Origin of the sequence: Arthrobacter sp. UYCu712, assembly GCF_040547005.1 — a bacterium.
Taxonomy (GTDB): Bacteria; Actinomycetota; Actinomycetes; order Actinomycetales; family Micrococcaceae; genus Arthrobacter.
Genome location: NZ_JBEPOZ010000036.1, coordinates 1 through 23,736, shown reverse-complemented (window position 1 = coordinate 23,736; position 23,736 = coordinate 1). Strand labels below are relative to the sequence as shown.

The 23,736-nt window shown below is 63.2% G+C and carries 25 protein-coding genes and 4 pseudogenes; 5 read left to right on the top strand and 24 right to left on the bottom strand.

Going from position 1 to position 23,736, the window contains the following annotated elements; genetic code table 11:
* The 3 genes and pseudogenes from ABIB51_RS23300 to ABIB51_RS21835 all read right to left on the bottom strand — a co-directional run.
* Nucleotides 1-188: pseudogene (locus ABIB51_RS23300) on the bottom strand (IS30 family transposase); the annotation flags it as partial.
* 40 nt (nucleotides 189-228) lie between these two features.
* Nucleotides 229-762: a GNAT family N-acetyltransferase gene (locus tag ABIB51_RS21840; RefSeq protein WP_354191441.1), complete on the bottom strand. Its 534-nt coding sequence runs from the start codon at nucleotides 760-762 to the stop codon at nucleotides 229-231.
* A 228-nt stretch (nucleotides 763-990) separates the two neighbouring features.
* Nucleotides 991-1,998, bottom strand: coding sequence for a Rossmann-fold NAD(P)-binding domain-containing protein (locus ABIB51_RS21835; protein ID WP_354191440.1), 1,008 nt, complete (start codon nucleotides 1,996-1,998; stop codon nucleotides 991-993).
* A gap of 333 nt (nucleotides 1,999-2,331) precedes the next feature.
* Between ABIB51_RS21835 and ABIB51_RS21830 the strand changes: the two genes are divergently transcribed.
* Nucleotides 2,332-2,535 carry a DUF4357 domain-containing protein gene (locus tag ABIB51_RS21830; protein WP_354191444.1) on the top strand — a complete coding sequence of 68 codons (204 nt, stop codon included), beginning with the start codon at nucleotides 2,332-2,334 and terminating at the stop codon, nucleotides 2,533-2,535.
* Between the two features lie 178 nt (nucleotides 2,536-2,713).
* Here ABIB51_RS21830 and ABIB51_RS21825 read toward each other — a convergent pair whose 3' ends face one another.
* The 7 genes and pseudogenes from ABIB51_RS21825 to ABIB51_RS21795 form a co-directional block, all read right to left on the bottom strand.
* Nucleotides 2,714-2,917, bottom strand: a complete 204-nt coding sequence (locus tag ABIB51_RS21825; RefSeq protein ID WP_069951488.1) for a cold-shock protein — start codon at nucleotides 2,915-2,917, stop codon at nucleotides 2,714-2,716.
* Between the two features lie 207 nt (nucleotides 2,918-3,124).
* Nucleotides 3,125-3,750, bottom strand: a pseudogene (locus tag ABIB51_RS21820) (recombinase family protein).
* A gap of 251 nt (nucleotides 3,751-4,001) precedes the next feature.
* Nucleotides 4,002-4,481 (bottom strand): mycothiol transferase, encoded by a 480-nt coding sequence (locus tag ABIB51_RS21815; RefSeq protein ID WP_354191439.1) that lies wholly within the window; start codon nucleotides 4,479-4,481, stop codon nucleotides 4,002-4,004.
* On the bottom strand, nucleotides 4,478-4,897 hold the full coding sequence (locus tag ABIB51_RS21810; protein ID WP_354191438.1) for a VOC family protein: 420 nt from the start codon (nucleotides 4,895-4,897) through the stop codon (nucleotides 4,478-4,480). The genes ABIB51_RS21815 and ABIB51_RS21810 overlap by 4 nt, the downstream gene beginning before the upstream one ends.
* Nucleotides 4,898-5,026: 129 nt before the next feature.
* Complete coding sequence (locus ABIB51_RS21805) at nucleotides 5,027-5,365, bottom strand: YciI family protein (RefSeq protein WP_354191437.1); 339 nt, start codon at nucleotides 5,363-5,365, stop codon at nucleotides 5,027-5,029.
* Nucleotides 5,331-6,716: an RNA polymerase sigma factor gene (locus ABIB51_RS21800; protein ID WP_354191436.1), complete on the bottom strand. Its 1,386-nt coding sequence runs from the start codon at nucleotides 6,714-6,716 to the stop codon at nucleotides 5,331-5,333. Before ABIB51_RS21800 ends, ABIB51_RS21805 begins: the two co-directional genes overlap by 35 nt.
* A 37-nt stretch (nucleotides 6,717-6,753) precedes the next feature.
* On the bottom strand, nucleotides 6,754-7,080 hold the full coding sequence (locus ABIB51_RS21795) for a YciI family protein (protein WP_354191443.1): 327 nt from the start codon (nucleotides 7,078-7,080) through the stop codon (nucleotides 6,754-6,756).
* Nucleotides 7,081-7,266: 186 nt separating this feature from the next.
* On the opposite strand from ABIB51_RS21795, the pseudogene ABIB51_RS21790 reads away from it, so the two are divergent.
* A pseudogene (locus ABIB51_RS21790) lies at nucleotides 7,267-7,548 on the top strand (AAA family ATPase); the annotation flags it as partial.
* A gap of 218 nt (nucleotides 7,549-7,766) precedes the next feature.
* Here ABIB51_RS21790 and ABIB51_RS21785 read toward each other — a convergent pair.
* From ABIB51_RS21785 to ABIB51_RS21745, 9 genes are all read right to left on the bottom strand, one after another.
* Nucleotides 7,767-8,168, bottom strand: a complete 402-nt coding sequence (locus tag ABIB51_RS21785; protein WP_354191442.1) for a (R)-mandelonitrile lyase — start codon at nucleotides 8,166-8,168, stop codon at nucleotides 7,767-7,769.
* A 10-nt stretch (nucleotides 8,169-8,178) separates the two neighbouring features.
* Nucleotides 8,179-8,511 (bottom strand): carboxymuconolactone decarboxylase family protein, encoded by a 333-nt coding sequence (locus tag ABIB51_RS21780; RefSeq protein ID WP_354191435.1) that lies wholly within the window; start codon nucleotides 8,509-8,511, stop codon nucleotides 8,179-8,181.
* A 44-nt stretch (nucleotides 8,512-8,555) separates the two neighbouring features.
* Nucleotides 8,556-10,136: a Na+/H+ antiporter gene (locus ABIB51_RS21775; protein WP_354191434.1), complete on the bottom strand. Its 1,581-nt coding sequence runs from the start codon at nucleotides 10,134-10,136 to the stop codon at nucleotides 8,556-8,558.
* A 63-nt stretch (nucleotides 10,137-10,199) separates the two neighbouring features.
* Entirely contained in the window at nucleotides 10,200-10,562 is a 363-nt protein-coding gene (locus ABIB51_RS21770) for a nuclear transport factor 2 family protein (RefSeq protein ID WP_354191433.1), read from the bottom strand.
* Nucleotides 10,559-11,587: an aldo/keto reductase gene (locus ABIB51_RS21765; RefSeq protein WP_354191432.1), complete on the bottom strand. Its 1,029-nt coding sequence runs from the start codon at nucleotides 11,585-11,587 to the stop codon at nucleotides 10,559-10,561. The genes ABIB51_RS21770 and ABIB51_RS21765 overlap by 4 nt, the downstream gene beginning before the upstream one ends.
* A gap of 35 nt (nucleotides 11,588-11,622) precedes the next feature.
* Complete coding sequence (locus tag ABIB51_RS21760; protein WP_354191431.1) at nucleotides 11,623-12,504, bottom strand: aldo/keto reductase; 882 nt, start codon at nucleotides 12,502-12,504, stop codon at nucleotides 11,623-11,625.
* Nucleotides 12,505-12,522: 18 nt separating this feature from the next.
* Nucleotides 12,523-13,554, bottom strand: coding sequence for a zinc-dependent alcohol dehydrogenase family protein (locus ABIB51_RS21755; RefSeq protein WP_354191430.1), 1,032 nt, complete (start codon nucleotides 13,552-13,554; stop codon nucleotides 12,523-12,525).
* 191 nt (nucleotides 13,555-13,745) lie between these two features.
* On the bottom strand, nucleotides 13,746-14,741 hold the full coding sequence (locus tag ABIB51_RS21750; RefSeq protein ID WP_354191429.1) for an aldo/keto reductase: 996 nt from the start codon (nucleotides 14,739-14,741) through the stop codon (nucleotides 13,746-13,748).
* 125 nt (nucleotides 14,742-14,866) lie between these two features.
* Nucleotides 14,867-16,318 (bottom strand): MFS transporter, encoded by a 1,452-nt coding sequence (locus ABIB51_RS21745; protein WP_354191428.1) that lies wholly within the window; start codon nucleotides 16,316-16,318, stop codon nucleotides 14,867-14,869.
* A 102-nt stretch (nucleotides 16,319-16,420) separates the two neighbouring features.
* Between ABIB51_RS21745 and ABIB51_RS21740 the strand changes: the two genes are divergently transcribed.
* Entirely contained in the window at nucleotides 16,421-17,302 is an 882-nt protein-coding gene (locus ABIB51_RS21740; protein WP_354191427.1) for a helix-turn-helix transcriptional regulator, read from the top strand.
* A complete protein-coding gene (locus tag ABIB51_RS21735) occupies nucleotides 17,299-18,087 on the top strand; it encodes an SDR family oxidoreductase (protein ID WP_354191426.1) in 789 nt (262 codons plus the stop codon). Before ABIB51_RS21740 ends, ABIB51_RS21735 begins: the two co-directional genes overlap by 4 nt.
* Nucleotides 18,088-18,804: 717 nt before the next feature.
* On the opposite strand, the gene ABIB51_RS21730 is transcribed toward ABIB51_RS21735, so the two are convergent.
* The 4 genes and pseudogenes from ABIB51_RS21730 to ABIB51_RS21715 form a co-directional block, all read right to left on the bottom strand.
* Nucleotides 18,805-19,401 carry a recombinase family protein gene (locus ABIB51_RS21730; RefSeq protein WP_354191425.1) on the bottom strand — a complete coding sequence of 199 codons (597 nt, stop codon included), beginning with the start codon at nucleotides 19,399-19,401 and terminating at the stop codon, nucleotides 18,805-18,807.
* A 940-nt stretch (nucleotides 19,402-20,341) separates the two neighbouring features.
* Nucleotides 20,342-21,465: pseudogene (locus tag ABIB51_RS21725) on the bottom strand (IS3 family transposase); the annotation flags it as partial.
* A gap of 44 nt (nucleotides 21,466-21,509) precedes the next feature.
* Nucleotides 21,510-21,737: a hypothetical protein gene (locus ABIB51_RS21720; protein WP_354191424.1), complete on the bottom strand. Its 228-nt coding sequence runs from the start codon at nucleotides 21,735-21,737 to the stop codon at nucleotides 21,510-21,512.
* A gap of 20 nt (nucleotides 21,738-21,757) precedes the next feature.
* On the bottom strand, nucleotides 21,758-22,069 hold the full coding sequence (locus ABIB51_RS21715; protein WP_354191423.1) for a transposase: 312 nt from the start codon (nucleotides 22,067-22,069) through the stop codon (nucleotides 21,758-21,760).
* A gap of 634 nt (nucleotides 22,070-22,703) precedes the next feature.
* Between ABIB51_RS21715 and ABIB51_RS21710 the strand changes: the two genes are divergently transcribed.
* Nucleotides 22,704-23,090 carry a VOC family protein gene (locus tag ABIB51_RS21710; RefSeq protein ID WP_354191422.1) on the top strand — a complete coding sequence of 129 codons (387 nt, stop codon included), beginning with the start codon at nucleotides 22,704-22,706 and terminating at the stop codon, nucleotides 23,088-23,090.
* A gap of 301 nt (nucleotides 23,091-23,391) precedes the next feature.
* On the opposite strand, the gene ABIB51_RS21705 is transcribed toward ABIB51_RS21710, so the two are convergent.
* The coding region (locus ABIB51_RS21705) for an integrase core domain-containing protein (protein ID WP_354191421.1) at nucleotides 23,392-23,736 on the bottom strand (345 nt) is incomplete at its 5' end.

The following is a 23,736-nucleotide window of genomic DNA, read 5'->3' as shown; positions in this document are numbered from 1 at the left end:
TTCAGATCCCGGCCGCGGCGTGGCCTGACACCCCCGGCCTCGGCCAGGACCCGGCGCCCGGTCCGCCTGCTCGTATTGATCGGCACAACAGCGTCAGTGATGAAATCACCGGCCTGCATCCCAGCCCAAAACAGCTGCAGAAGATCCGGTCTTACATAAATCCAGTACCTCGCCATGACAACACCCATCCGCTAAGTGTTGCAATCACCGCAAGAACCCAAGGATCCTTTACCGGGACAAGGCGAGCATCTTGAGATTCGGGCTCAGATCCGTACGCAGTCGCGCGTTGGTCTCGACGTCGAAGCGTTCAGTACCGTACAGCAGCTTCTGGCGCTCGAGACCTTCGGGGACGAAGCCGGCACCGGTGGCGACCTTGCACGATGCGGGATTGTTGACGCGATGGCCCAGCTCGAGGCGGAAGAGGCCGTCCTCAAAGGCTGCGGCGGCGATCGTTGCGAGGGCTCGCACTGCATAGCCGCGACCACGAGCTGCAGAGGTGAGCCAGTAGTACGTCCAGGCAGTTCCGTGGTGCCGGTCAATGGCTGACAATCCTACGTTGCCCGCAGCAACACCCTCGATCGTGATCGCCCAGTTGCGCCTAGACACTGTCAACGGAAGTTGGGTGCCGATGTAGTCACGCGCCTGGTCGACGGTGGCCAGGTCCGCACTGCCAAATTGCGACTCAAGGTCCGGGCTCTGCCGGGATGCAGCCCACAGCGCGGGCGCGTCTTCAAGCGTCCAAGGGCGAAGTTCGACGGTCATAGCTCTTATCGTGCCCGACGAGGAGCGTTTGCCATTAATTTGCCCTTAGGCCGATGGCTGTGCGAACGAGCGCGTCACGACGGACCTCGGCGGCAGAGGCACCGTGACCGCAAGCGGATCGTTGACCGGATAGTGGTTATGTAAAGGGAGTGGAAGCGGTCACTGAGTGTGGAAGATGATCCATTCGCTTACCTTTGGTCGCAGCTGCAGAATGCAGAGCAGGCAACATTAGTGCTTGATTGAGACCAGCTCAGTGAGCAGTTCCACTTCTTCCTCATTGGTGAGTCCGGCACGCCTTGGCCTGTCGATGCCAGCCTCTTCTTCCCACTTTAACGTGGCGTTCAGTGTTTCTTCGAGCGGACGTAATGCCAAGCCTGCGTCCTTCGCCCGCTTGTTGGAGCGTGCGTTCATTCCGTGCCAGACCGGATTGCTCAGCCATAAGGGTAAAGACTTCGGGCCTGCCCATTCCCCTACTCCGTGGGAGTGGAGCCATTCTGCGTCGGCGGTCACGACTTGGCCTTCATGGCGGGCCGCTGCCCTGGCGGCGGCAATGTGTTCCTCGAACGTCTGCGTTTCTCCCATCGCGTTATAGACACCACTGAGTTGCTTTTCGCACGAGTGGACAAGCCAGGCAGCCAGGTCTCGAACGTCAATCACCTGTGTGGGCAGCGCTGGAGCGTTGGGTATTAACACCGTTCCCTTTGCCACGGAGGGATTGGCAAACCGCAACGGCCAATACCCGGTGCGTCCGAAAATGTCGCCGGGTCCTCCGATGAGTCCTACGCGGGCGATCATGCAGTTCTCTGAGCCGAACCCTTCGATGACGGCTTGCTCGCATGCGACCTTTGCTTGTCCGTAGGATTCCATGGTTTCCATGACATCTGATTCGAGCGGAGGAAGCAGCGGTGCGTCTTCGTCCTGTCCCAGCGGCCCTTGGCTTGCATATGCGTTGCCGGAGGAAACGAAGAGGTAGTAACGGGCCGTGCGAAGATCTCGAACTGCCCGTTTCACCTGCCCTGGCTGGCGGGATACGTCCAAAACCGCATCCCACTGCAATGTGGCCACTGGTTCGAGGCCTTCGTCTTTGTCCCGGTCCGACTGAATGAGTGATGCACCTTCCGGGGTGGAACCTGATTCCCCTCTCGCGAGGCACGTTACATCGTGGCCGCGATCGACCGCCTGACGTGCGACCTCGTGACCAAGCCAGGCAGTACCCCCAAGAATAAGAAGCTTCATGTCCCCATAAAATCAGAGGGGCGGCACACGGTGTAGTGGTTCCTCTGGAAGCTGATACGACGGCCGACAGATGGCAGTCCAATTGAGGCAACGAACGTCCCTTAGACGGCAGATGGATCAGTGGCAGCTCACTGGGTGGTGCCTATGACACAGCGTTCCGCAACAGGCGGCCTTTGAATCATCCCGTTAGCCGGTCGATCACTGTGCCGCGGGAGCCTGCTGACATGTTCCGCACGGTTGCTGGCCTGGGCCATGTACGTAAGACCCGTACGGTGAAATGCCCGATGACGGGGGGATTACTGCAACCATGTTTCTTATGGGGCTCGCCCCTCGCTGCCGGCCTCACTCCTGCGCAGGCGCCTTGACCTAGTTGAGCAGGGCGTGGTCGATATTCGCGGTGATGATTACGTCTTCGTTGAGGACCAGCTGTTCAGCAGTCCTAGCACCGCTGGCGCGGTGGTTTTAGGCGGCAGTATCAACGGAAGGATTTTCCTGGAAGACCGCGACGGGCCGGACCTTTCAGCAGTTCGAGGATGAGGCACTGAATGACGATCCACGGGAATCAGCCTAGTGTCGCCTGATCTGTCGCAACGGGTCCAAAGGCTGTGCGGCGGCTACCGCACGGCTTAACGTCATCGTGGCACATGTTTACTCTCGCCCCGGACACAGCAAGAGACTGGCCGGCCGCAACGGCTGACCAGTCTCTTGGGGACTGCTAGAGCGGCTGAATGTTCTCAGCCTGGGGGCCCTTGGGGCCCTGGGTGATGTCGAACTGAACCTTTTGGTTCTCGTCCAGGGACTTGTAACCGCTGGATGCGATTGCCGAATAGTGTGCGAACACGTCAGCGCTTCCGTCGTCAGGGGCAATGAAACCAAAGCCCTTTTCGGAGTTAAACCACTTGACAGTACCTGTTGCCATGCTTGATTTCCTTCACGGGTCGCTGGGCGGTTCCGCTTCTCGGAATACCGTCCCCGCCACTCACATGGATGAGCCTATGGGCGATCGTCTGCAGGGGCAACAGTTGGCTTTAAAAGCGGAAGTCGCCGAGGCGGTTTGGCATCAGCCGGGGCCTGAGAGTGCCGAAGGGTGAACCGGCCGATGCGGGGTTACTGCTGCCGGTCAGCCTCAGGGCGTCTGAGAGGTGATCCATTGCCGGGCATCCAGCTCTCCGATCCGCCGGTACAGGGTCGCCCGCGACATACCCAGGTCACGGGCGATGTGGGTAGCTGCCTCCCCGGCGTCGATGAGGCGGCGGGCGTTGCTGATCTGGCTGTCGCTGAACTGCTGCCGCCGTCCGCCCAGATCCTTCCCCGCGGCCCGGCGTTTGGAGACAGAGTCGTTGATGCGTTCGCGCTTAATCTCGAGTTCCATCTGGGCCGGGGCCGCCATGACAGTGAAGACCATGGATCCCATCGGGGTGCCGGTGTCCACATTCCCGCCGCCCAGGTTCAGCACCCGAAGGTTGATGCCCTGGCCCGCAGTTCATCGGCAAGGCCGAGCATGTTCACCGTGGACCTTCCCAGCCGGTCCAACGTGGTGATCACCAGGGTGTCCCCCTCGTGCAGTGCTTCCAGCGCCCTATTGAATGCCGGCCTTGATGCCCGGGCGCCGCTGACCCCGTGGTCGGTGTAGAGGTCATCACGTCGCACACCGGCTGCGAGCAGGTCCCGAACCTGCCGGTCGAAGTCCTCTGCTGCGTCGACAGCATGGAGGGACTCGTCTGCATAGATGAGGACGGCAAATTGCGGCATTGTGGTGGTCCTTTCGTGAAAGTCGATCGGCTAGTCGGGCCGGTGGCTGCAGTGTCTCCGGTGCATAGTGCAGTGGAGTGGGCGATGGGCGTCCGCATGTTCACCGCTGTATCGCGGATGCTCGGGTTTAGCGACATCTGCGGGTGGGAGAAGAGGTTTAAGGTGGACTCCTGGGTCGGGAGTGTTGGGTTTACGTGGCCCGAGTGCCCAGGTTGCGAAGAAGTTCCCCGTCCTTCGTTTTGGGCGGTGGATCAGTTGACGACGAGATTTTGGTGTCCGTCGATCAGTTCGCGCACGATGTCGAGGTGACCTGCGTGAGTGGATGTCTCTGCAAGCACGCGAAAGACGACCTCGCGACCCTCACGCATCGGTTGTGCGGCGAACTCGCTGGCCGGGGGCCACCAGCGGGGTGGGTCATCAAGGTCAACTTTCGCAAGGATTCGGTTGCTGCGCCGGATCTCGTGCTTATAGATCTTGACGGCTTCGGCGCCCGCCATAGGACGGGACGCCCAACCGTCGTGAAGTGCTGCGATCGCCTTGGAGTCGGCGCCAAGAACGGCCGAGATCCAAAACATCTCATCGTCGAAGGCGAGGTGGTTGAGGAGGCGCGTTATGGTCCACCCTGATGGGACGAGCGGCGCACTCATCTCGGCTTCGGTCAGCCCGTCCACGGCATGCAGCACATGATCGCGTTCGCTTGCCAGTTGCGTCAGCAGCAGCCGGTCACTCATGCTTGAGGCTCGTATCCGATGAGCCAGCGAAGGCCGTGGCGGTCAGTGACCTGACCGTCTGAGGCGCCCCACGGCTTTGGAGCCAACGGGTCGATCGCCGACCCGCCGATGCAGAGCTTGTCGAACCACTCGTGGAGGATCGCCGGTTCAGCGGTTCCCAGCAGCGATAGCATGAGGCCTTCGAACCGCACGGTCTGTTCTCCCGCCGGGGCGTCGGATCCCGCCGGGGCGTCGGATCCCGCCGGGGCGTCGTCACCGCCAAGGACGCCGTGCGCTATAGCGCCTGGTGGGCCGTCGGTCCTGCCAAAGTCCTCGTAAGAGTGCAGGGACAACTCGCCCCCGAAGATGTCTGCGTAGAAGCTCAGCGCTTCCCGGGCCGTTCCGGGGAAGCTGACGTATACGAGAGGTGCAGCCATAGTGGGTACTCCTAATGTGTGATGGAAACGTTTGGACCAAGTTTCAGGTCCTCTTCATAGACGTTGATGCACCGCCAAAATCAGCGGTAACTCCGAATCTAATAGGGCGGGCCGATTCCTGTCCCTGGACTATGCGTCGATTCGGCGTATCTCGATCGGCCATAGTTTTGCCTCTCCGAGCTTTCCGGCGATCTCCACCGCGCGTTCCATGTCCACGCAATCGACAATGTAGAAACCAGCCACGAACTCCTTGGTCTCCATGAAGGGACCGTCAGTCACGGTGCACCTGCCGTCGTTCGACTGGACGAATTTCGCCTCCTCGCTCAGCTCATGCGCCTCCACGAACTCTCCGGAGGCCATGAGCTCCTTCTGTAAGGAGGTATGGGCCCGCATGATCCCCTCGATCTCGGCCTCGGGAAGCCCCTTCCAAGTATCAACATTGTTCGGAATCAATATGAGGTGTTTCATTTTTCTCCTCTGCACCCGTTATCGGGCGCATATTTTGGATGGACTGAGATTCGGATAAGGGCACATCGGCTGTTTCTGCCAGGCGCTTGTTGAGGTAGCGGCGCTCAACCTCTGACGGTGCGAGCTCCCGGGCCCGCCGATATTCGCGGTGGGCCTCTGTTTTTCTGCCCAGGCGCCGCAGGAGGTCAGCTTTCGCCGCGGGCAGAAGGTAGTAGCCGTCTAGGGATCGTTCGCGCTCCAGCCGATCGATGAGTGCCAGGCCGGCCTCCGGTCCTTGAGACATCGCGACGGCGACGGCACGGTTGAGCTCGATGACCGGGGACGGTGCGATCTGCCCGAGGTGGTCATATAGCGCGGCTACCTTCGCGAAGTCGGTGCTGCCTGCGTCCGGGGCGATCATATGGCAGGCAGCAATGGCGGCCTGGACGCAGTAGCTGCAGGGCCGTGAACGGCGTGAAATGCCCTCTTGCTCGGCAGCCGCCAGCAGCTTCATAGCCTCGGCTATCGCAGCCCTGTCCCACGATCCGCGGTCTTGCTCCTCCAACGTCACCAAGTCCCCCGCAGCGTCCGTTCGGGTCCCTCTCCGTGCATGGTGGAACAGCATAAGCGCTAGGAGACCCAAGGCCTCCTGTTGCTGAGGGGAATCGTCGAGTAGGGCGATCAGCATCCGGGCCAGGCGAATCGATTCCTGGACGAGGGGTTCGCGGATCAATGTACTGTCGCCCGTGGCCGAATATCCTTCGTTGAACATGAGGTAGAGCACGGACAGGATGCCAGCAGTGCGTTCGGATATTAGCTCCGGTGGCGGCACACGATATGGGATTCCTGCGTTCCGTATCTTGGCACGGGCCCGGACGAGTCGTTTCGACATGGTTGCTTCCGAGACCAGGAACGCGCGCGCAATCTCAGCTGTGGTGAGACCGGCGACGGTGCGCAGGGTCAAAGTGACCCGGGCATCGAGCGGGAGGGCAGGGTGGCAACAGGTGTAGATGAGACGTAACCGGTCGTCATCGACAGCAGGATCTGTGCCGGGCTCCTCCGGCATTTCTTCGAGTTCGGTGAGGGTCGCGAGTTCACGCACCGCCCTCTTTTCGCTGGCAGCACTGCGCATACGGTCGATCGCCCGGTTCTTGGCTACGGTGGTCAGCCAAGCCCCGGGATTCCTGGGAATGCCTCGCACCGGCCAGTCGATGAGAGCGCGCGCAAACGCATCCTGGACGCAGTCCTCGGCTAGACTCCAGTCGCCGGTGACGCGGATGAGGGTTGCAGTGATTCGCGCGGTTTCAGCGGCGGAGGCTATCGCGACGGCGGTCTGCACCTCCGTCGCCGGCTCCGTTACCATGTCACCCATCCCTGCGATCCATCAGCGCCGGACATCGGGCGAATCCCTACTCTCCGAGCGGCCACACTGGCCTGATCTCAATCTTGCCGAAGCGCGCCATGGGATGTTTCGACGCCACCTCGATGGCCTCATCGAGATCGGTGCAGACGATGATGTCGTAGCCCGCAATCCATTCTTTCGTCTCGGCGAACGGCCCGTCGGAGACCACCACTTCGCCCGCACGGACCGTGACGGTGGTTGCGTCCTCCACGGGGCGCAGCCTGTTTCCGTGACGGGTGACCCCCCGCGTTCCCATCTCGGCGCCCCACTCCACGATGTTGTCCTCAGCGGCCACATATTTCGGTGCTGAGGGATCGGTACAGATGAAAAGCATGTATTCCACGATGACTCCTTCTTGTCGGTTGATACATCAGCACGACGTTCCAGACGCTGCGAAAAGGACACGCGGCGAAAAAACTTTCCCACACAGCCGGGACCGGGCACTCCCATCCGGGAGTGGCACGCTGTTCACCACGGTCCCGCCTGCCAAGCGGACATCAGTAACTCCCAAGATAAGCCCCTCCACAGCCGTCGCGGCTTCTCCCACCGCTACCGCGCCCTCTGCCGCGGGGAACTCCTTTTGGTGATCGACCGCCACTGGAATCGCCTGGGCCGATCACTCGACCCGGACGACTTCACCGACGCCCAGACAATCGCCGCAGTCGAACGCATCACCCGTGGCAACTTCCGGCTCCTAGAGTGCCTGATCCCTCAAATCACCTGCGTCCTCAAAATCAACCAGCTCGAAATCATCACCGCCGACGTCATCGAAGCCGCCGCGAGCGTCCTCGTAATCGGCAACTTGCGACAAAGAGCGACCACAAAACACCGCCAAAGAGCGCCGAATTCCACACGCCATTTCGAACGAACACTCACACTGCCGGTCGTCCCGGTCGTCCCGGTGCTTCAGTCGATGAGACGCCTCATATCCCAAGGGTTATGAGACGTTCCCTGAAGAGATGGGCTGTCCTCGTCAGGAGAACCGCCACCTTCTCATGGTCTGTGAATCAGGAGCTGCGGTTAGCGACCGTTGTATTCGTCGTCGGTGATGTGCTCGCCCCAACCGGTGGTTTTGGAGGGGTCCTCGCCGTTTTGGAGCATGGCGATGTGTTCCATGAAGCAGCCGGGGGCGGCGGCGTGCCAGTGCTCTTCGCCGGGCGGGGTGTAAAGGGTCTGGCCGGGGTGGACTTCGGTGATCTTTCCGTCCCGGGTGCCGAAGCGCCCAACACCTTGGGTGACGCGCAGATACTGGCCGTGCTGGTGGGAGTGCCAGGCCGTGCGTGCTCCGGGTGCGAAGCGGACGGTCGCGACGACCATCGTCTGGTCGTCCTCGTGGGGAAGGGCGATCGGGTCAAGCCACACGTCACCGGCAAACTGGGCCGGCGGGTTCTTTGTGGTCGGAACGGTGGGTTCGATGTTCATCATTGCCTCCTTACTTCTTGTCAGCGAAGACTTGCTTGGCGACGCCCATCGCAGACATGCCCCTGGGCCAGCCGGCGTAGAGCGTGACATGGGTGATGGCTTCGATGAGCTCGTCCTGGGTCACACCATTGTCGAGGGCCCGGCCGAGATGGGAACCCAACTGCTCGGTGTTTCCGCCGGCGGTGAGTACAGCTACCGTGATGAGGCTGCGATCGCGGGCGCTCAGTTCGGGCCGGTTCCAGACGTCCTCGAAGAGCATGTCGTCGGTGAGCTCGGCAAGCTTCGGGGCGAAGTCGCCGAACATCTTTCGGCCTCCGCCGACCTGCTTTGGCTGGTCTGCCATGTTGATCCTTCTTTCGGTTGTGAACCTTTGATTGCCTGTTGGTGTTAGTCGTATGTTTCGACGCCGGTGAGGCGTTGTTCTTCGATGTCGAGCCTGGTTTGGATCCGCCGTGCGACGGTGTCATCGACGGTGCCGGCGAGACGAAGCCCGAGGAGCACTTCACGCTTTTTGTCGAGCAGGGCGTGGCGGAGCGTTTGTTCTTCCTGGCGTGATTGCGTGGTGGCGTCCGGATCGGAGCCCTCCCGTGGGGCCTGCATCATGGACAGATGGGATCGGTATTCGTCTGCGACGCGGTCGTGGACCTCTGGGTTGATCCCGAGTTTGTTTGCGAGGTCGTCAACGGCTTGGACGGCGGCTGAGGAGATGGCCAGTTCGGCCAGGTGCAGTTCTTCCTCCTCGGGCTCATGCGGCAGCTTGGCCCAACGAACCACCGGGGGCAGCAGAGGTCCCTGCACAAGCATGGTCAGCACTATCACGCCGGCACTGATGAAGATGATGTCATCGCGTCCGGGGAGCGGGCTGCCGTCATTCAGTATCGGTGGCACGGACAGGGCGATCGCCAGGGACACTGCTCCGCGGAAACCTGCGATGGAGCTGACGACGCGGGCACGGTAGGTCATTCTGCGCTTGCGCTGGGAAGGGCGCCGGTCCAGGATCCGGATGAGGGTGATGCTAAGTGTTTGGAACACGAACCGGATTACGATGAGCGTGACCCACACGGCAACTGTTGACACCAGAAGCCGGCCCGCATCACTGGGCTTGATATCGCGCACCGCGGCCTGGACCTGAAGGCCGATGAGAACGAACAGGGCACCGTTGAGCAGGTAGGAGCCCAAGGGCCATGCGGACTCTGTCTGACGGCGGGATGCTGCCGTGCTGATCCGACTGGATATGAAGGAGATGATCAGGCCGGCTACAACAACGGCCAGGACTCCTGAGGCGCGAACTGCTTCGGCGAGCAGGAAAGCCGCGAACGGGGTGATCAGCAGTGCGATGTTGGTGATGAGCGGGTCGCGTACCCGGGCCAGGAGCAGATAAGCCGCCCAGGCAACTATCCCACCGGCTACCGCCCCTCCGGCGTAGGAGAGAGCGAACAACCCGGCAATATCGACCGGTGTGTAGTTGCCGCCCATTTTCAGGCCCACGGCGATGGCATATAGCACCAGGGCGGTGCCGTCGTTGGTCAGGCTTTCGGCCTTGAGCAGCATGAAGTTCCGGCTCGGAAGCATCCGCCCGAGAGCAGCGACGGCCGTCGCGTCCGGTGGCGCGAGGGCCGCACCGAGGATAAGAGCCGTGTTCCATGGCAGGCCGAGAAGGTGCGCCACGCCCGCCACGGCGAGAGCGGAGACCACGACCAACAGGGTGCTCATGATGACGATGCCGCGCAGGTCCCGGCGGATGGAGCGCAGCGAGGTGGTCAGGCTTTCCCAGAACAGCATGACGGGCAGGAAGATCAACAGCACCGTCTCCGGTGGAAGCTCGACCTGCCGCAGCTGCGGAACGAAGCCAAGGAGAAGGCCGAAAACCAGCAGCAGCAAGGGGGCGGCAACACGGAGGCGCGGAGCCAACACGGCGCCCGCGAGCACAGTCATGCCCAGCAATACAACGGTCTCCAGGCCCTCCACCAGGTCCTCCTCACTTTTCTTGTCCTCGGATGCAGCGCACCGTCACCGTTGTGTGGTGGGTTGTTACCAGGTCGATGCGACCGTTCTTGCGATGACCCATTCCTCGCCTCGAGGCTCGAACCAGGAACGTAGCGTCAGCCGCCACGTGGCCCTCGATCCCCAAATCGTGGCGTCGGTAAGCGTCCGGGCGGTCAGCCCGGGAGTGGTCCCCTCCGGGCTCGAGGTTGCCTCGACTGTCTCCATCCGGTGGTACTGCATCTGGCCGGTTTCGATGGCGTCCAGCCATTCAGCCTTTGACTGCACGTAGCCCGTCATGTGGGTGAGCGTGAATTCGTCGGCGAGAACGCTGTCCAGCCCGGCGATATCAGCAGCCTCCATCGCATCACACATGGTTTCGTAGAGAGCACCCATCAACTTGTCGCTCATGATTGGTGCCGTCGCCGTGCCTGTGCGGTGAGTTCGTGTGCGCCGTAGCTGTTGTCGTCGGGGTTAACGGTGACACCTGGGGCTACGACTTTGTCGATCCTGTCCAGCACATCAGTGGACAGCGTGATGGCCGCCGCGGGGAGGTAGGACTCCAGCTGCTCCATGGTGCGCGGGCCCACGATGGCTGAGGCGACGCCGGGGTGGTTGATCACGAACGCGATTGCCAGCTCAATGAGCGTCATACCTGATTGTTCGGCGAGCTGGGCGAGTTCTTCGACGATGTCGAGCTTTCGCTGATTGGCCGGGCTCGTCAGGTCGAAGCGGGCGCTCGGGCGGGCACTTGACGTGGGTGCCGAGGCTGAATCCTTGCGCCAGCGGCCGGAGAGCCAGCCACCGCTGAGCGGGCTGTACGTGAGGGTGCCCATGCCGTGCCGTTGGACCGTGGGGAGGATGTCTTCCTCAATGCCGCGGACGAGGATCGAGTAGGGCGGCTGTTCTGTGACGAACCGCTCCAGGTTCCGCTCCCTCGACACCCACTGGGCTTCGACGATCTGTGATCCCGAGTAGGACGAGGAACCGATGTACCGGACCTTGCCCTGGCGGACCAGGTCGGTGAGCGCGCCGAGGGTTTCCTCGACGTCCGTGTCCGGGCTGGGCCGGTGGACCTGGTAGAGGTCGATGTAGTCGGTGTTCAGCCGACGCAAGGAGTTCTCCACCTCCCGGATGATCCACCGGCGGGAGCCGCCCCGCTGGTTGGGGTCATCCTGGTTCATGGGCATGAAGAACTTGGTGGCGAGGAAGACGTCATCGCGCCGGCCTTCCAGCGCTTGCCCGACGATCTCCTCGGATACCCCGCCGGAGTAGACGTCCGCGGTGTCGACGAAATTGATCCCTGCATCAAGGGCACGGTGGATGATGCGGATGCTGTCGGCGCGGTCCTCGTTACCCCAGGGGCCGAACATCATCGCACCCAGGCACAGGGGACTGACTTTGACTCCGGTGCGGCCTAGCGAGCGGTAGTCCATGCTGGTTCCTTCTCTCTGGTCTGGTGCTGCCGTGCTTAGGCTTCGGGGACGGACACATCGAACCACTGGTCGCGGGAGAGGTCCGGGTCCGGGCCGTTGCGCACGCCGGTGTCCAACGCGTCGATGGCAGCAAGCTCGTCCGAGGACAGGTCGAAGTTGAAAACGTCGAAGTTCTCGGCGATGCGTGCCGGGTTGGTCGATTTCGGGATGGCTGAGCGGCCCTGCTGCAGGTGCCAGCGGAGCATGACCTGCGCCGGTGTCTTGCCCTGCACTTCAGCGATCGCGGCGATGGCGGGGTCCTGCATGACGTTCTTCCGGTCCTCGCCCCAGCCGGGGTAGAAGGTGATTCCGCCGATCGGTGACCATGCCTGGGTGGTGATGCCGTGTTCGGCGTCGGCTGCCCGGACATCCGGTTGGCTGAAGTACGGGTGCAGCTCCACCTGGTTCACGGCCGGGACTATGTCGGTCGCAGCGAGCAGCTGCTTGAGGTGGTGCGGCATGAAATTGCTGACACCGATGGCCCGCACGCGCCCGTCGGCGAGCAGGGTTTCCAGCGCCTTGTACGCGGCGATGGTCTTCTCGAAGCGGCTCGGCACCGGCTGGTGCAGGATCAGCAGATCCAGGTAGTCCACCCCGAGCTTCCCGGTCGCCTTCTCCCAGGCAAGCAGCGTCTGGTCGTAGCCGTAGTCGCTGACCCAGACCTTGGTTTCGATGAACACGTCGGACCGGTCGAGCCGGGAGTTGTGGATGCCGTCGCCGACTTCGCGTTCGTTGCCGTAGGCGGCGGCGGTGTCGATGTGCCGGTAACCGGCAGCAAGGGCTGCCTCGACCGCGGCCGTTGTTTCTTCCGGCGGGCTTTGGAAGACGCCGAGCCCGAGGGCCGGCATGACGACCCCGTTGTTGAGTGTGATGTCCATTAGATCCTGGTCTTTTCGTTAGGGGCGGACGAGCACTTTGAGTGCTTCGCGGTCGGCCATGGCCTTGTAGCCGGCCGGGACGTCGTCCAGGCCGATGGTGCGGTCGAAGACCTTGCCGGGTTCGATGGTGCCGTCGAGCACGAGCGGCAGCAGCTCCTCGATGTAGGCCCTGGCCGGTGCGACGCCGCCGGTGAGCGTGATGTTGCGCATGAACTCGGGGAAGCCGAACGGCACCTCAGGAAACTGGGGCGCCCCGACGCGGCTGATCACGCCGCCGTCGCGGACGACACCGATCGCCATCTCGATCGCCGGCTTGAGGCCCACGGCTTCAAGCACCGCGTGGGTTCCGTCGCCGTTGGTGAGTTCCCTGACCCTGGCGATGCCTTCCTCGCCGCGCTCGGCCACCACGTCGGTGGCGCCGAATTCGCGGCCGAGGTCGGTGCGGGCCTGGTGGCGGCCCATCAGGATGATGCGCGAGGCGCCCATGAGCTTGGCGGAGAGAACCGCGGAGAGTCCCACAGCGCCGTCGCCGATCACGGTAACGCTCTGGCCGGGCTCGATGCCGGCCTTTTTGGCTGCGTGGTATCCGGTCGACATGACATCGGAGAGGCTCAGCAGTGACGGGATCAGCTTCTCGTCGAAGCCCCCCGGCACCATGACGAGGGTGCCCGACGCCTGCGGGACCCGGGCGAATTCGCCCTGGCCGCCGTCGTCGTGACCGCCCCAGTGGGCGCCGTGGCGGCAGGAGGTCTGCAGTCCTTCCTTGCAGAAATCGCAGGTGCCGTCGGAGGCCACGAAGGGCGCGATGACAAAGTCACCCACGGACAGGCCGATCACCTCGGAGCCGAGTTCTTCGACGACGCCTACGAACTCGTGGCCCATCCGCGCGCCTTCGGAGGTCTCCGGCTTGGAGGCGTAGGGCCACAGATCGCTGCCGCAGATGCAGCCGGCGACGATGCGCACGATAGCGTCAGTGGGCTCCTGGATGGTGGGGTTAGGGACGGTTTCGACGCGCACGTCTCCGGCGCCGTACATCAGTGTTGCTCGCATGGTGTGGGTTCCTTAGTGGTTGTTGCCGGCTTCCAGTCAACACCGGTCACGGACCGCTTTGGGAGTGCATGTCAGTACCCCCATGAAGTGCAGGTGTGTTGGTTCAGCGGGCAGTTTCGGTGAGGGGGCGGGGCTGGCCAATTGTCGGCGCCCCGGGGGTACCGATGATTGGCCAGCAGATGACCCTGCGGTTAGTGGTCACGGTCGATGGCAGCGTCCAGCCCTGCCGAAAGCGGTGCGCCGACGAGGTCGAGCGCGGCGATGGCTTCGTCGATCCGCTGCAGGTCGGATGCGGTGAGTTCGAGGTCAGCCGCGGGCAGGTTGTCGTCCAGGTGGGTCAGGCGGGTACCGCCGGGGATCGGAACGACCCACGGTTTCTTGGACAGGAGCCAGGCCAGTGCCAGTTGCGCCGGGGAGGCGCATTTTTCGGCTCCGAAATTCTTGAGGAAGTCGACGAGGGCGAAGTTCGCCTCAAGTGCCTCAGGCGTGAAGCGCGGGAAGTCCGCCCGGAGATCATTAGGGTTATCGAACTTCATGTCCCGGGTGATGCCGCCGGTGAGGAATCCCTGTCCGAGCGGGCCCCAGGCGACCAACCCGATCCCCAGTTCTTCGCAGACCCCGAACTTCTTGGTTTCCGGTTCCCGCATCCACAGTGAGTAGTGGTCCTGGATGACGGCGACCGGTTGGACGGCGTGGGCACGGCGGATGCTTGTCTCGCTCGCCTCGGACAGGCCAAAGTGGCGTACCTTGCCCTCGGCGATGAGCTCCTTGACGGTGCCGGCGACGTCCTCCATCGGGACGTTAGGGTCGACCCGGTGCTGGTACAGCACGTCGATGTGATCGGTCCGCAGCCGGCGCAGCGACGCCTCAACCACGTCCCGAATGTGTCCGGGGCGGCTGTTGAGTCCGACGGTTTCCCCGTCGGCGTTGATGTCGAACCCGAACTTGGTGGCCACCAGAACGGCGTGGCGGATGGGCTGCAGCGCTTCGCCGACCAGCTCTTCGTTGACGTAGGGGCCGTAGCCCTCGGCGGTGTCGAACAAGGTGACGCCGCGTTCGGCGGCGGACCGGATGACGGCAAGGGCTTCGGTCCGGTCGGTAGCGGGGCCAAGACCAAAGCTCAGCCCCATGCAACCGAGGCCGATGGCCGATGTCTCAAGGCCGTCGCCGAGCTTACGTGTTTTCATCGCATTTTTCCTTAGTTTGTTGAACGCGTGGATTGGGGGGAAACGAAGGCTTGCCCTTCAGGAGGCAGAGTAAGTAGATAGGTGTTGTTGTCCGGGGAGGCCCGGGGGATCGGGTCTTAGACAGTTCAGCGGGCGGGCTCAGCCTCCGGGGCGGGCACGGCGGGCCTTGTTTTCCCGGCTCGCCGGACCGCGAGATCTGCGGGCAGGATGAGGGCCGCTGTGGTGACCAGGGCCAGGAAAAGGAGGACGCTGCCCGTAGTGAGTGCGGCACCGACCTGCGCGGCCAGGTGCTCCGCAGCAGGGCCTCCGGTGGGGACGGTGGCTGCGGCCGCGACCGCGATACCAAGGCCCAGGCAGGTACCAACCTGGTGGAAGGTGTTCACCAGGCCCGAAGCCGCGCCGGCATCGGCCGCAGGGGCACCAATGATGCCGAATGAGGTCAGCGGCGCGAAGGCGAAGCCCTGGCCGGCGCCAATGAGGACCATCGGCAGGGCGACTCCCGTCCAGTAGCTGGAGTCGACCCCGGCGCGGCTGAGCCAGAACATCCCGGCGAGGGTGATCAGGATACCGGCCAGCAGGGCAACCGAGCCCGGCATCCGCCTGACCAGCGGCGGAATGCTCATGGCGACGGCGAAGTTTACGGCGGTCATGGGCAGGAATCCGAGACCAGCCTGCAGCGGGTCGAAGCCAAGGACTTCCTGCATGAACTGGGTGGTGAAGAAGAAGAACCCGATCATCGCACCGAGGTAGAGGAAGCGTGCCACATAGGCGCCCGTGCGGCGGCGGCTCGCGAACAGTCGCAACGGCATGATCGGCTGGGCCGCCTTGCGTTCGATCAGCACGAACAGGACCAGGAGTACGACGCCGGCGCCCACGGCCGTAACGGTGACCGGCGAGGTCCAGCCCACTTCCGCGGTGTTGATGATCCCAAATACCAGTGCACCGACGCCGAGGGTCACAGTCAGCGCCCCGGCCACGTCGAACCGTCCGGTCGCCCGTCCGGTTTCCGGGAGGAAGCGGGGAGCAAGCGCGATCATCGCCGCGCCGATGGGGACGTTGACGAAGAACCCGGCACGCCACGAAATCCAGTGCGCCAGTGCCCCGCCGATGACCAGCCCGAGGCTGGCACCGATCCCTGCGGTCGCGCCGTAGAGGGACACCGCCCGGGTGCGCTCACGGCCTTCCGGGAAGCTCGCTGTAAGCAACGATAGGGACGCGGGGGCCACGATCGCAGCCCCGATACCCTGGACCGCGCGGCCGGCGATCGCCCACCACCCTGCCGGTGCCAGTCCGATCAGCAGCGACGCGAGCGAGAACACCACCAGCCCGAAGACGAAGACGCGCCGCCGGCCCAGCAGGTCACCGGCCCTCGCGCCGAGGAGCAGCAGCCCGCCGAAGACCAGCGTGTAGGCATCCTGGACCCAGGAAAGCTCACTGGTGCTCAGCTGCAGGTCCGCCTGCAGGCTGGGCAGCGCGGTGAAGATGACCGAGTTGTCCAGCAGGATCATGAAGTAGCTGGCGAGGATGATCGCCAGGATCGCTCCCGGATGCGGGGCGGTGGTAGGTGCCGGTTTCATGCTTTCCATGCAACCGTGAATTCTTACGGTCCGGGAGTCACTGACGTTCCGGGTAATGACAGTCCCTCCCTCCCCTCGGGACGGCGGCGTAGCGTGGCTGCCATGACACACAGCGACGACGTGCGGAAGTTCCTCAGCTCCCGCCGAGCCAGGATCACGCCCGAGGAAGCCGGGCTTCCGGCCTATGGCGGCAACCGCCGCGTCACCGGCCTGCGCCGCGAGGAAGTTGCCATGCTCGCCGGCATGAGCATCGATTACTACATCCGCCTTGAGCGCGGAAACCTCTCCGGCGCCTCCGACAGTGTCCTCGAAGCCCTCGCCCGCGCCTTGAAACTTGACGACGCCGAAACGGCCCACCTTTTCGACCTGGCCCGCGCCGCGACCGCTTCCCCCCGGGTCCGCCGCAAACGTAGCCCGCAAACGGTGCGGCCGAGCGTGCAACGCGTCATCGATGCCATCACGACGGCGCCCGCCTGGGTACGCAACGACCGCGGGGATGTCCTCGCCGCCAACGAGCTGGGCCGGGCACTATATCTGGACATGATGGCAGAGAGCGCCGCTCCGCCGAACAGCGCTCGGTTCACCTTCCTGAACCCGAAAGCACGGGAATTCTTCATCGACTGGGAGCGCTCCGCTGACGACGTCGTCGCTGTCCTGCGGTCCGCCGCCGGGAAAAACCCCTACGACAAAGACCTCACCGACCTGGTCGGTGAACTCTCGACCCGCAGCGAGGAGTTCCGCACCCGGTGGGCCCGGCACGATGTGAAATATCACCGCACCGGACGCAAGCGCGTCCACCACCCGATCGTCGGCGACCTGGACCTGAGCTACGAGGCAATGGAACTTCCCGCCGACCCGGGACTGCGCATCAACGTCTACACGGCCGACCCCAACACACCCTCAGAGGACGCACTGAAAGTCCTCGCCAGCTGGGCCGCCACCCAGCGCGAAACAACAGAAGCCTCAGTCAAGGAGAAACGATGACAAATCATCCGTCAACGGTATTGATTGCCGGTGCCACCGGCAGCATCGGCCGCTACGCCGCGGCCGAAGCGCTGCGGCACGGCTACACCGTGCGGGCCCTCGTCCGCGACAAGGCCCGCGCCGCCAAAATCCTTCCCGACGGCGTGGACCTCGTCGTCGGTGACCTGACCCGTCCCGAAACCCTTGCCGCGGCTGTCCAGGAGGTGGACGCAGTTGTCTTCACTCACGGGTCAACCACCAGTGAACGCGACGTCCGGGATAACGACTATGCCGGCGTCGCCAACGTCCTCAAAGCTCTGGGTGGCCGGCGGGTCCGTATCGCCCTGATGACAGCCATCGGCACTACCCGCCCGGGAGTCGCCTACGCTACCTGGAAGCTGCGCAGCGAGCGGCTTGTCCGGGCCAGCGGCAACCCGTACACGATCGTGCGCCCGGGCTGGTTCGACTACAACCAAGCCGATCAGCGGAAGGTCATCATGCTCCAGGGCGACAAACGACAGGCCGGTTCGCCCGCTGATGGCGTTATCGCCCGGGACCAGGTTGCCCGCGTACTCATTGACAGCCTGCGCATCGATGCCGCCGACCACAAAACTCTCGAACTCATCGCCGATCACGGACCCGAACAAGATAACCTCACCGCAGTCTTTGACTCATTGACGGCAGACACAGACGGATCACTCGACGCCGCCGAAGACAACGTCAACCTCCCCGTCGCCAATGAACCAGAAACGTTCCGACAGGACCTCGCCACCGTCTCGGCAGGAAACATTAAAAGGGAACCGTAGCGCCGGGGGTCCTCTTCAGAAGTGAAGACCTGGCCCGGCATGCTCGGAGCCGTCCAGGACGGTCCGCGATGCGCAAGCTCTGGCTGCCCCCACTCAGTCCGCAGACGATCCACCTCACCGGCGGCGGGCTCCTTCCTTAACGGACTCAGTGTCTCGAAACCATTGTGTCTCGAAACGTTAGGGATGTGAGACGGTCTGACGAGACAACAATGCTGTCAGTTTCAGAAGGCGTCTGCACGGAACTGTTCGAAGTCGCCTTCACCGGCTGGACGTTGGCCCGGTATCCCGTTAGCAGTAGGCCAGACAGAGTACGATTCGCTGGCTCCCTAGAGCTTGGCTGCCGGAGGCTCTCCAGGAGACGGGGCCGGCGCTGGAAGTTCATGTTGGATCTTCTGTATCTGCTGAGCCTGATGCGTTTGAGGGCGGAAAATTTCATCCGCAATTCCGAGCAGTTCTCCACTACCCCTGCGCTTAATGCCCTTTCGTCGATTCCTTCGCGAGGTCCATACCCAGATGCCCGCTAACCCGGCTGGCACCCCAAGCACCGCTAACGCCCCAATCAAGATGTCCATGCTGGCAACCCTAGCCGGTGGAAACCGTGCGGATTATTGCGGGCATCCCAGTTCCTAGGAAGTTGAACGCCCGGGGACTGTTCCTTCGGGAAGTGGCTCGCCACATAACTTCGTTCCACAACTATGTGCCTAAGGTCGTCCGCGGCTATCGGGAAAGTAGTTTCTCGCCGTCGGGTCGCAACTCCCCGCTGGGCGATACGTGCCGGTACAGGGTCTGGCGGGTGATGCCAAGTTCGGCGCAAAGATCGCTGACCTTCGTGTCGGGCTTGCCCATGGAGGCCAGAGCGAGACGAAGTTTGGCGGGGGTCATCTTGTAGGGGCGGCCGCCGTTCCGTCCGCGGGCGCGCGCGGAGGCGAGCCCGGCCAGGGTGCGTTCGGAGATCAGTTCGCGTTCGAATTCGGCCAGGGCGGCGAAGATCCCGAAGACCAGCTTCCCCGAGGCGGTGGTGGTGTCGATGGCCGCGCCCTGGCCGGTGAGGACTTTGAGCCCGATGCCGCGTTCGGTGAGGTCGTGGACGATGTTGACCAGGTGGCGCAGGTCCCGGCCGAGCCGGTCCAGTTTCCAGACGATCAGGGTGTCTCCGTGGCGCAGGGCTTTGAGGCAGGCAGCGAGCTGGGGGCGGTCCTCCTTCTTGCCGGAGGCCATGTCTTCGTACAGGGATTCGGCATCCGTTCCGGCGGCCAGGAGTGCGTCGTGCTGCAGGTCCGTGGTCTGGGACCCGTCCGTCTTTGAGACGCGCATGTAGGGGTTGTGGCCCGAAGCAACGACTTCGGGGGCGGGCCACGCCCGCCCTCCGCCCAAGCCGGTCGCCAGGGTGCCAGGGCCGGGGGAGGGCGCGCCACCTGTCACAATCCTTCGCCTACTTTAGGCCGATCACCTCATTGAGCGATTGCCAGAGCAACGTCGGTCAGATCCCCGGAGGTGTACGAGACGGCGCCCACCAGGCAACCCGGCAGGGGACACGTGCGGGACATCCTCGCAAAGCGCTCCCCGGACTTAAGCCCCGCTCTGCTCAGAAGGCTGAGAATGTCAAAGGCTACTTACTATTTGCCGGGGTGCCTACTAAACTGGCCGCATGCACCCTCTGGTGTCGATCGGGCTGGTGTTCTTAACGGCGCTCCTTTGGCTCGCCTTTACCCTCCTGATGCTGTCGAGGGTCAATGGTCCGGAGCGGCGGGCGCTGAGGCGGGCCCGGAAAGCCGACCGCATGAAGACCCGCCCGGGTGTGCACCCGGACGTTCCGGACGGGACGGGCGTGGCCCGTCGACACCGCCTCAAGGTGTTGAGGCGTCACCCCTTTTCCACGCCCCGTTCGCATGGCTGACCCGCCGCCCGGGCGCGGCAGGGGTGTTCGGGGGTAGCGCCGGTTGGCCGTCGGCGTTTCAGCCGCCGCGATCGCCAAGAAGACCGGGCGGACCAAGACCACGGTGGAAGGGGCCTTGAAAGCCAAATCCTCGACCGCCGGATCCGCCGCTCCTCCCGGCGGTCACTGCCCGCACGCTCATCTGCAGCCCGGCGATCACCCATCGCCAGCGACATCGCCGTTGTTCGATCCTTTTTCCCATTGGCCAGGGCAACCCACAGGCCCCCGACAGTGACGATTGCCAGGAAGATCTGAAGGGACTGCCCCGGATTTCGTTGGCTCTCGGGGTTTAGTGTTGTTAGGCGGCTTTGAGGCGGTATTGATTATCTCAAACTCGATGGGCGTTAGCCGTCCGAGGCGGCGCTGGCGGCGTTTCCGGTGGTAGGTTTTCTCGATCCAGGTCACGATTGCCAGACGCAGATCCGCCCTTGTGGACCATCGCTGGCGGTCCAGCACGTTCTTCTGCAGGAGCGAGAAGAACGATTCCATGGCGGCGTTGTCGGCACACGCGCCGACCCGCCCCATCGATCCTTTCAGCCCGTTGCCCTTCAACGTCCGTACGAAGGCGTTGGAGCGGAATTGCGAACCGCGGTCGCTATGGACCACGGTTCCTGCCGGCTCCCTGAGTGCTATCGCGTTGTGCAGGGCCGAGACGGCCAGGGACGCTTTCATTCGGGAATCGATGGAGTAGCCCACGATCCGGTTGGAATAGACGTCCTTGATCGCGCACAGGTAGAGCTTGCCCTCATCGGTCCGGTGCTCGGTGATGTCCGTGGGCCACAGCCGGTCAGGCGCCGTCGCGGTGAAGTCCCGGCGGACGTGGTCGTCGTGCACGGGCGGGCCGGCCCTGCGGGTCAGGCCGCGTTTCTTGGCGAACACGGACCAGATCCGCTGGCTGCTGCACAGCCGTGCGACCCGGTTCTCTCCGGCGCTGAAACCCTGGTCTTCGAGTTCGTCGGCGATGAACCGGTACCCGAATGCCGGGTCGTCCCGGTGAACGTCCACCGCCGCGTTGATCAGGTGCGCATCATTCCAGTCGCGCTCCGTGACCGGCGCTGTCTTCCATGCGTAGAAGGCCTGTTTGGAGAACCCCAGCACCCGGCAGGCCACCGCGACGGGAACACCATCTGCGGCAAGGTCAAGGACCAGCGGGAACTTCATTTTGGGGGCAGCTCCCGGGCGAAGAACGCCGCTGCCCGGCGCAGGATCTCATTCTCCTGCTCCAGCAGCCGGATCCGCTTCCTGGCATCCCTGAGCTCCGCGGCTTCCTTCTCCGTCACGCCGGGACGGGCGCCGTCCTCGATGTCGGCTTTCTTGAGCCAGTTGTGCAGGGTTGCTTCGGAAATCCCGAAGTCTTTGGCGATCTGCGAGATCGGGGCTTCGTGCTTCCGTGCCACGGCGACCACGTCACGGCGGAACTCGGCGGGGAAAGGCTTGGGCATGTGAACATCCTTGCTGCAAGGAACGAATCCTCACAAGTCAGGAGTCAAGCAAACCCGGGGCAGTCCCGCCCGTAGATGATCTCGGGCCGGGGTCGTCCCTTCGCGTCGGGGACTTTCAAGCTGCGCAGCGCATCGGTGATGCGGGCGTCTTCGATGGTGCGCAGGGCTGGCAGGCGTTTCTTCCACGCCCGGTAGGTTCGTGCGGCGACCTGCACGCCCTGCTCCCGCAGGACGGCACAGATCGACTCGACCGCATGACCAACAGCGCGCATTTCGTCGATGAATCGACAGATCAGCGGCGGCGAGGGTCGAGCTCCCTCGCGAAGAAAATCGAGGCCTGTTTGAGGATCTCGTTGGACTCTTTCAAGTCCCGCACTTCAGCCCGGAGCCGCTTGATTTCCTCCAGCTCCTCACTGCTTGGTCCGGCCTTCTCTCCGGCATCGACTTGGGCTTGGACAACCCAGCGGCGCAGCGATTCAGGGCCGACCCCGAGCTTTGGCGCCAGCGCCTTGCAGGCAGCATAGACAGACGGGTATTCGGGCAATCGATCCAAGGTCAAGCGCACTGCACGATCACGGACTTCGGGCGGGAACTGCTTGGGCATAGTCACTATCTTTCTCAAAGAAGATAGCGGCATCAAACCCGGGACGGTTCACAGTGAGCTCGAACTCCTTCCGGGGCTACGGCTCCTTCCGGCACCGGGCCACACCCGCGGCTCACAGATCGTCGTCATTGACGGAGACGAACGCCCGACTATCGTCGCTGGAGATACAGCAGTCTGGTTCAACGAACTTGATAACCCCCGTACAGAGGGTCAGCTACTGGTGCGCTCTCTGAACCCTGGAATGGTTTGGCTCACGCATGAGCACACGCCATGGAAACCTAGAACCTCAGCCTAGCTATCAGTAGTAGCTTCGCCGTCGGTGATCTGCCCTGATGCTGTGCTCTGCGCGGTCTCGGCGTAGGTCCTGGCGTCTCACAACCCCAGGGATACGAGGCGTCTCGTCGTCCGGCGACCGATGCGGCGGCAATGCTCCCATTATCGGCAGGCGCGATATTCGGCCTCATTTACCGGACTTCTTGTGGTTTCAGGGTGCGAGGCAGTTTGTGCCCTGATGGCTCTTATTCCTCTGCTGAGGCCTGCGCCATGAAGATTCCACGGACGTAGCTGGCGCTCTTGAAATCTGAAGAGTGCTGGACGTCAGATGGTCTCAGACAACCACACCCAGGAGGTCGCCATGACAGTCACTTTCAATCACACCATCGTCTACGCAACGGATAAGCGTCGTTCAGCGAAGTTCCTGGCCGACGTGCTCGGGCTGCCGGAACCCCAAGCCATGTGGTCTTTCATGACCGTGCCCCTTGACCACGGAGTGGCCCTCGATTTCGCCACGGCGGACCGACCCATCTCCCCGCAGCACTACGCCTTCCTGGTCAGCGAGGAGGAGTTCGACGGAATCTTCGCAAGGATCCAGGTCGAGGGCATCCCCTACTGGGCGGACCCCGGACGGTCCCGCCCACAGCAGATCAACCACAACGACGGCGGACGCGGCGTCTACTTCGCGGATCCTGACGGGCATTTCCTTGAGGCGATCACGCGTCCCTACGGATCGGGTGCTGCATGAAGTCCCAGGTACGCGTCTACCAGTGGCTCTCTGGCCAGCTAGTGTCTTCCGTTGGCGAAGGGCAAGCAAGTGTGGTCCCTCTCAAAGTGTCCCAGCAGCTCGTCCTCCAATACCTTGCCGGGGACACCCGGTGTTGGTTTCCGGGTGACCAGGAGGTCTTTGACGTCTCTTAACAACGCCGACTGAAAAGAAGGCCAATTCCGCCGCTGTAAAAAGTTGCCGGTGGCGCCGGCCGAAAAGTCCTCCAGTGTCAGGTTTGAGCTGCTGCGGGGATTTCGGACAGCGGATTGAGTGGATTCTTCTACGCTGCCAGGGCTGGCTGTTGATAACCAGAGTGGACTTCGTCGTGCCCCCGGTAACCGGGCGCGGAGTGACGGCGCCGGCTGTTGTAACACCCTTCGATGTAGCGAATGACGTCGCTGCGGGCTTGTGATGTGGTCGCGTAAACGGTCCGATACACACGTTCGTTCTTCAGGGCTGAGAAGAACGATTCGGCCATGCTGTTGTCCCAGCACACGCCCGTGCGTCCCATCGGGGAGCGCATGCCCAGACCGGCCACCAGTGCCCTGAAATCCGTTGAGGTGTAGACGCTGCCCCGATCGGAGTGCCAGATCGCGGACGGCTCGATCCGGGTCGTAGCGGCGGC

Excerpts from the sequence above, each read along its gene's own strand:
- ABIB51_RS21785 (WP_354191442.1), bottom strand. The coding sequence starts at position 8,168 with ATGAACATCGAACCCACCGTTCCGACCACAAAGAACCCGCCGGCCCAG.
- ABIB51_RS21800 (WP_354191436.1), bottom strand. The coding sequence starts at position 6,716 with ATGGGTGACATGGTAACGGAGCCGGCGACGGAGGTGCAGACCGCCGTC.
- ABIB51_RS21770 (WP_354191433.1), bottom strand. The coding sequence starts at position 10,562 with ATGAGCGACAAGTTGATGGGTGCTCTCTACGAAACCATGTGTGATGCG.
- ABIB51_RS21710 (WP_354191422.1), top strand. The coding sequence starts at position 22,704 with ATGACAGTCACTTTCAATCACACCATCGTCTACGCAACGGATAAGCGT.
- ABIB51_RS21730 (WP_354191425.1), bottom strand. The coding sequence starts at position 19,401 with ATGCGCGTCTCAAAGACGGACGGGTCCCAGACCACGGACCTGCAGCAC.
- ABIB51_RS21780 (WP_354191435.1), bottom strand. The coding sequence starts at position 8,511 with ATGGCAGACCAGCCAAAGCAGGTCGGCGGAGGCCGAAAGATGTTCGGC.
- ABIB51_RS21840 (WP_354191441.1), bottom strand. The coding sequence starts at position 762 with ATGACCGTCGAACTTCGCCCTTGGACGCTTGAAGACGCGCCCGCGCTG.
- ABIB51_RS21810 (WP_354191438.1), bottom strand. The coding sequence starts at position 4,897 with ATGGCTGCACCTCTCGTATACGTCAGCTTCCCCGGAACGGCCCGGGAA.
- ABIB51_RS21720 (WP_354191424.1), bottom strand. The coding sequence starts at position 21,737 with ATGCGCGCTGTTGGTCATGCGGTCGAGTCGATCTGTGCCGTCCTGCGG.
- ABIB51_RS21815 (WP_354191439.1), bottom strand. The coding sequence starts at position 4,481 with ATGAGTGACCGGCTGCTGCTGACGCAACTGGCAAGCGAACGCGATCAT.
- ABIB51_RS21825 (WP_069951488.1), bottom strand. The coding sequence starts at position 2,917 with ATGGCAACAGGTACTGTCAAGTGGTTTAACTCCGAAAAGGGCTTTGGT.
- ABIB51_RS21835 (WP_354191440.1), bottom strand. The coding sequence starts at position 1,998 with ATGAAGCTTCTTATTCTTGGGGGTACTGCCTGGCTTGGTCACGAGGTC.
- ABIB51_RS21755 (WP_354191430.1), bottom strand. The coding sequence starts at position 13,554 with ATGCGAGCAACACTGATGTACGGCGCCGGAGACGTGCGCGTCGAAACC.
- ABIB51_RS21745 (WP_354191428.1), bottom strand. The coding sequence starts at position 16,318 with ATGAAACCGGCACCTACCACCGCCCCGCATCCGGGAGCGATCCTGGCG.
- ABIB51_RS21735 (WP_354191426.1), top strand. The coding sequence starts at position 17,299 with ATGACAAATCATCCGTCAACGGTATTGATTGCCGGTGCCACCGGCAGC.
- ABIB51_RS21760 (WP_354191431.1), bottom strand. The coding sequence starts at position 12,504 with ATGGACATCACACTCAACAACGGGGTCGTCATGCCGGCCCTCGGGCTC.
- ABIB51_RS21715 (WP_354191423.1), bottom strand. The coding sequence starts at position 22,069 with ATGCCCAAGCAGTTCCCGCCCGAAGTCCGTGATCGTGCAGTGCGCTTG.
- ABIB51_RS21765 (WP_354191432.1), bottom strand. The coding sequence starts at position 11,587 with ATGGACTACCGCTCGCTAGGCCGCACCGGAGTCAAAGTCAGTCCCCTG.
- ABIB51_RS21740 (WP_354191427.1), top strand. The coding sequence starts at position 16,421 with ATGACACACAGCGACGACGTGCGGAAGTTCCTCAGCTCCCGCCGAGCC.
- ABIB51_RS21795 (WP_354191443.1), bottom strand. The coding sequence starts at position 7,080 with ATGCTTTTCATCTGTACCGATCCCTCAGCACCGAAATATGTGGCCGCT.
- ABIB51_RS21750 (WP_354191429.1), bottom strand. The coding sequence starts at position 14,741 with ATGAAAACACGTAAGCTCGGCGACGGCCTTGAGACATCGGCCATCGGC.
- ABIB51_RS21805 (WP_354191437.1), bottom strand. The coding sequence starts at position 5,365 with ATGAAACACCTCATATTGATTCCGAACAATGTTGATACTTGGAAGGGG.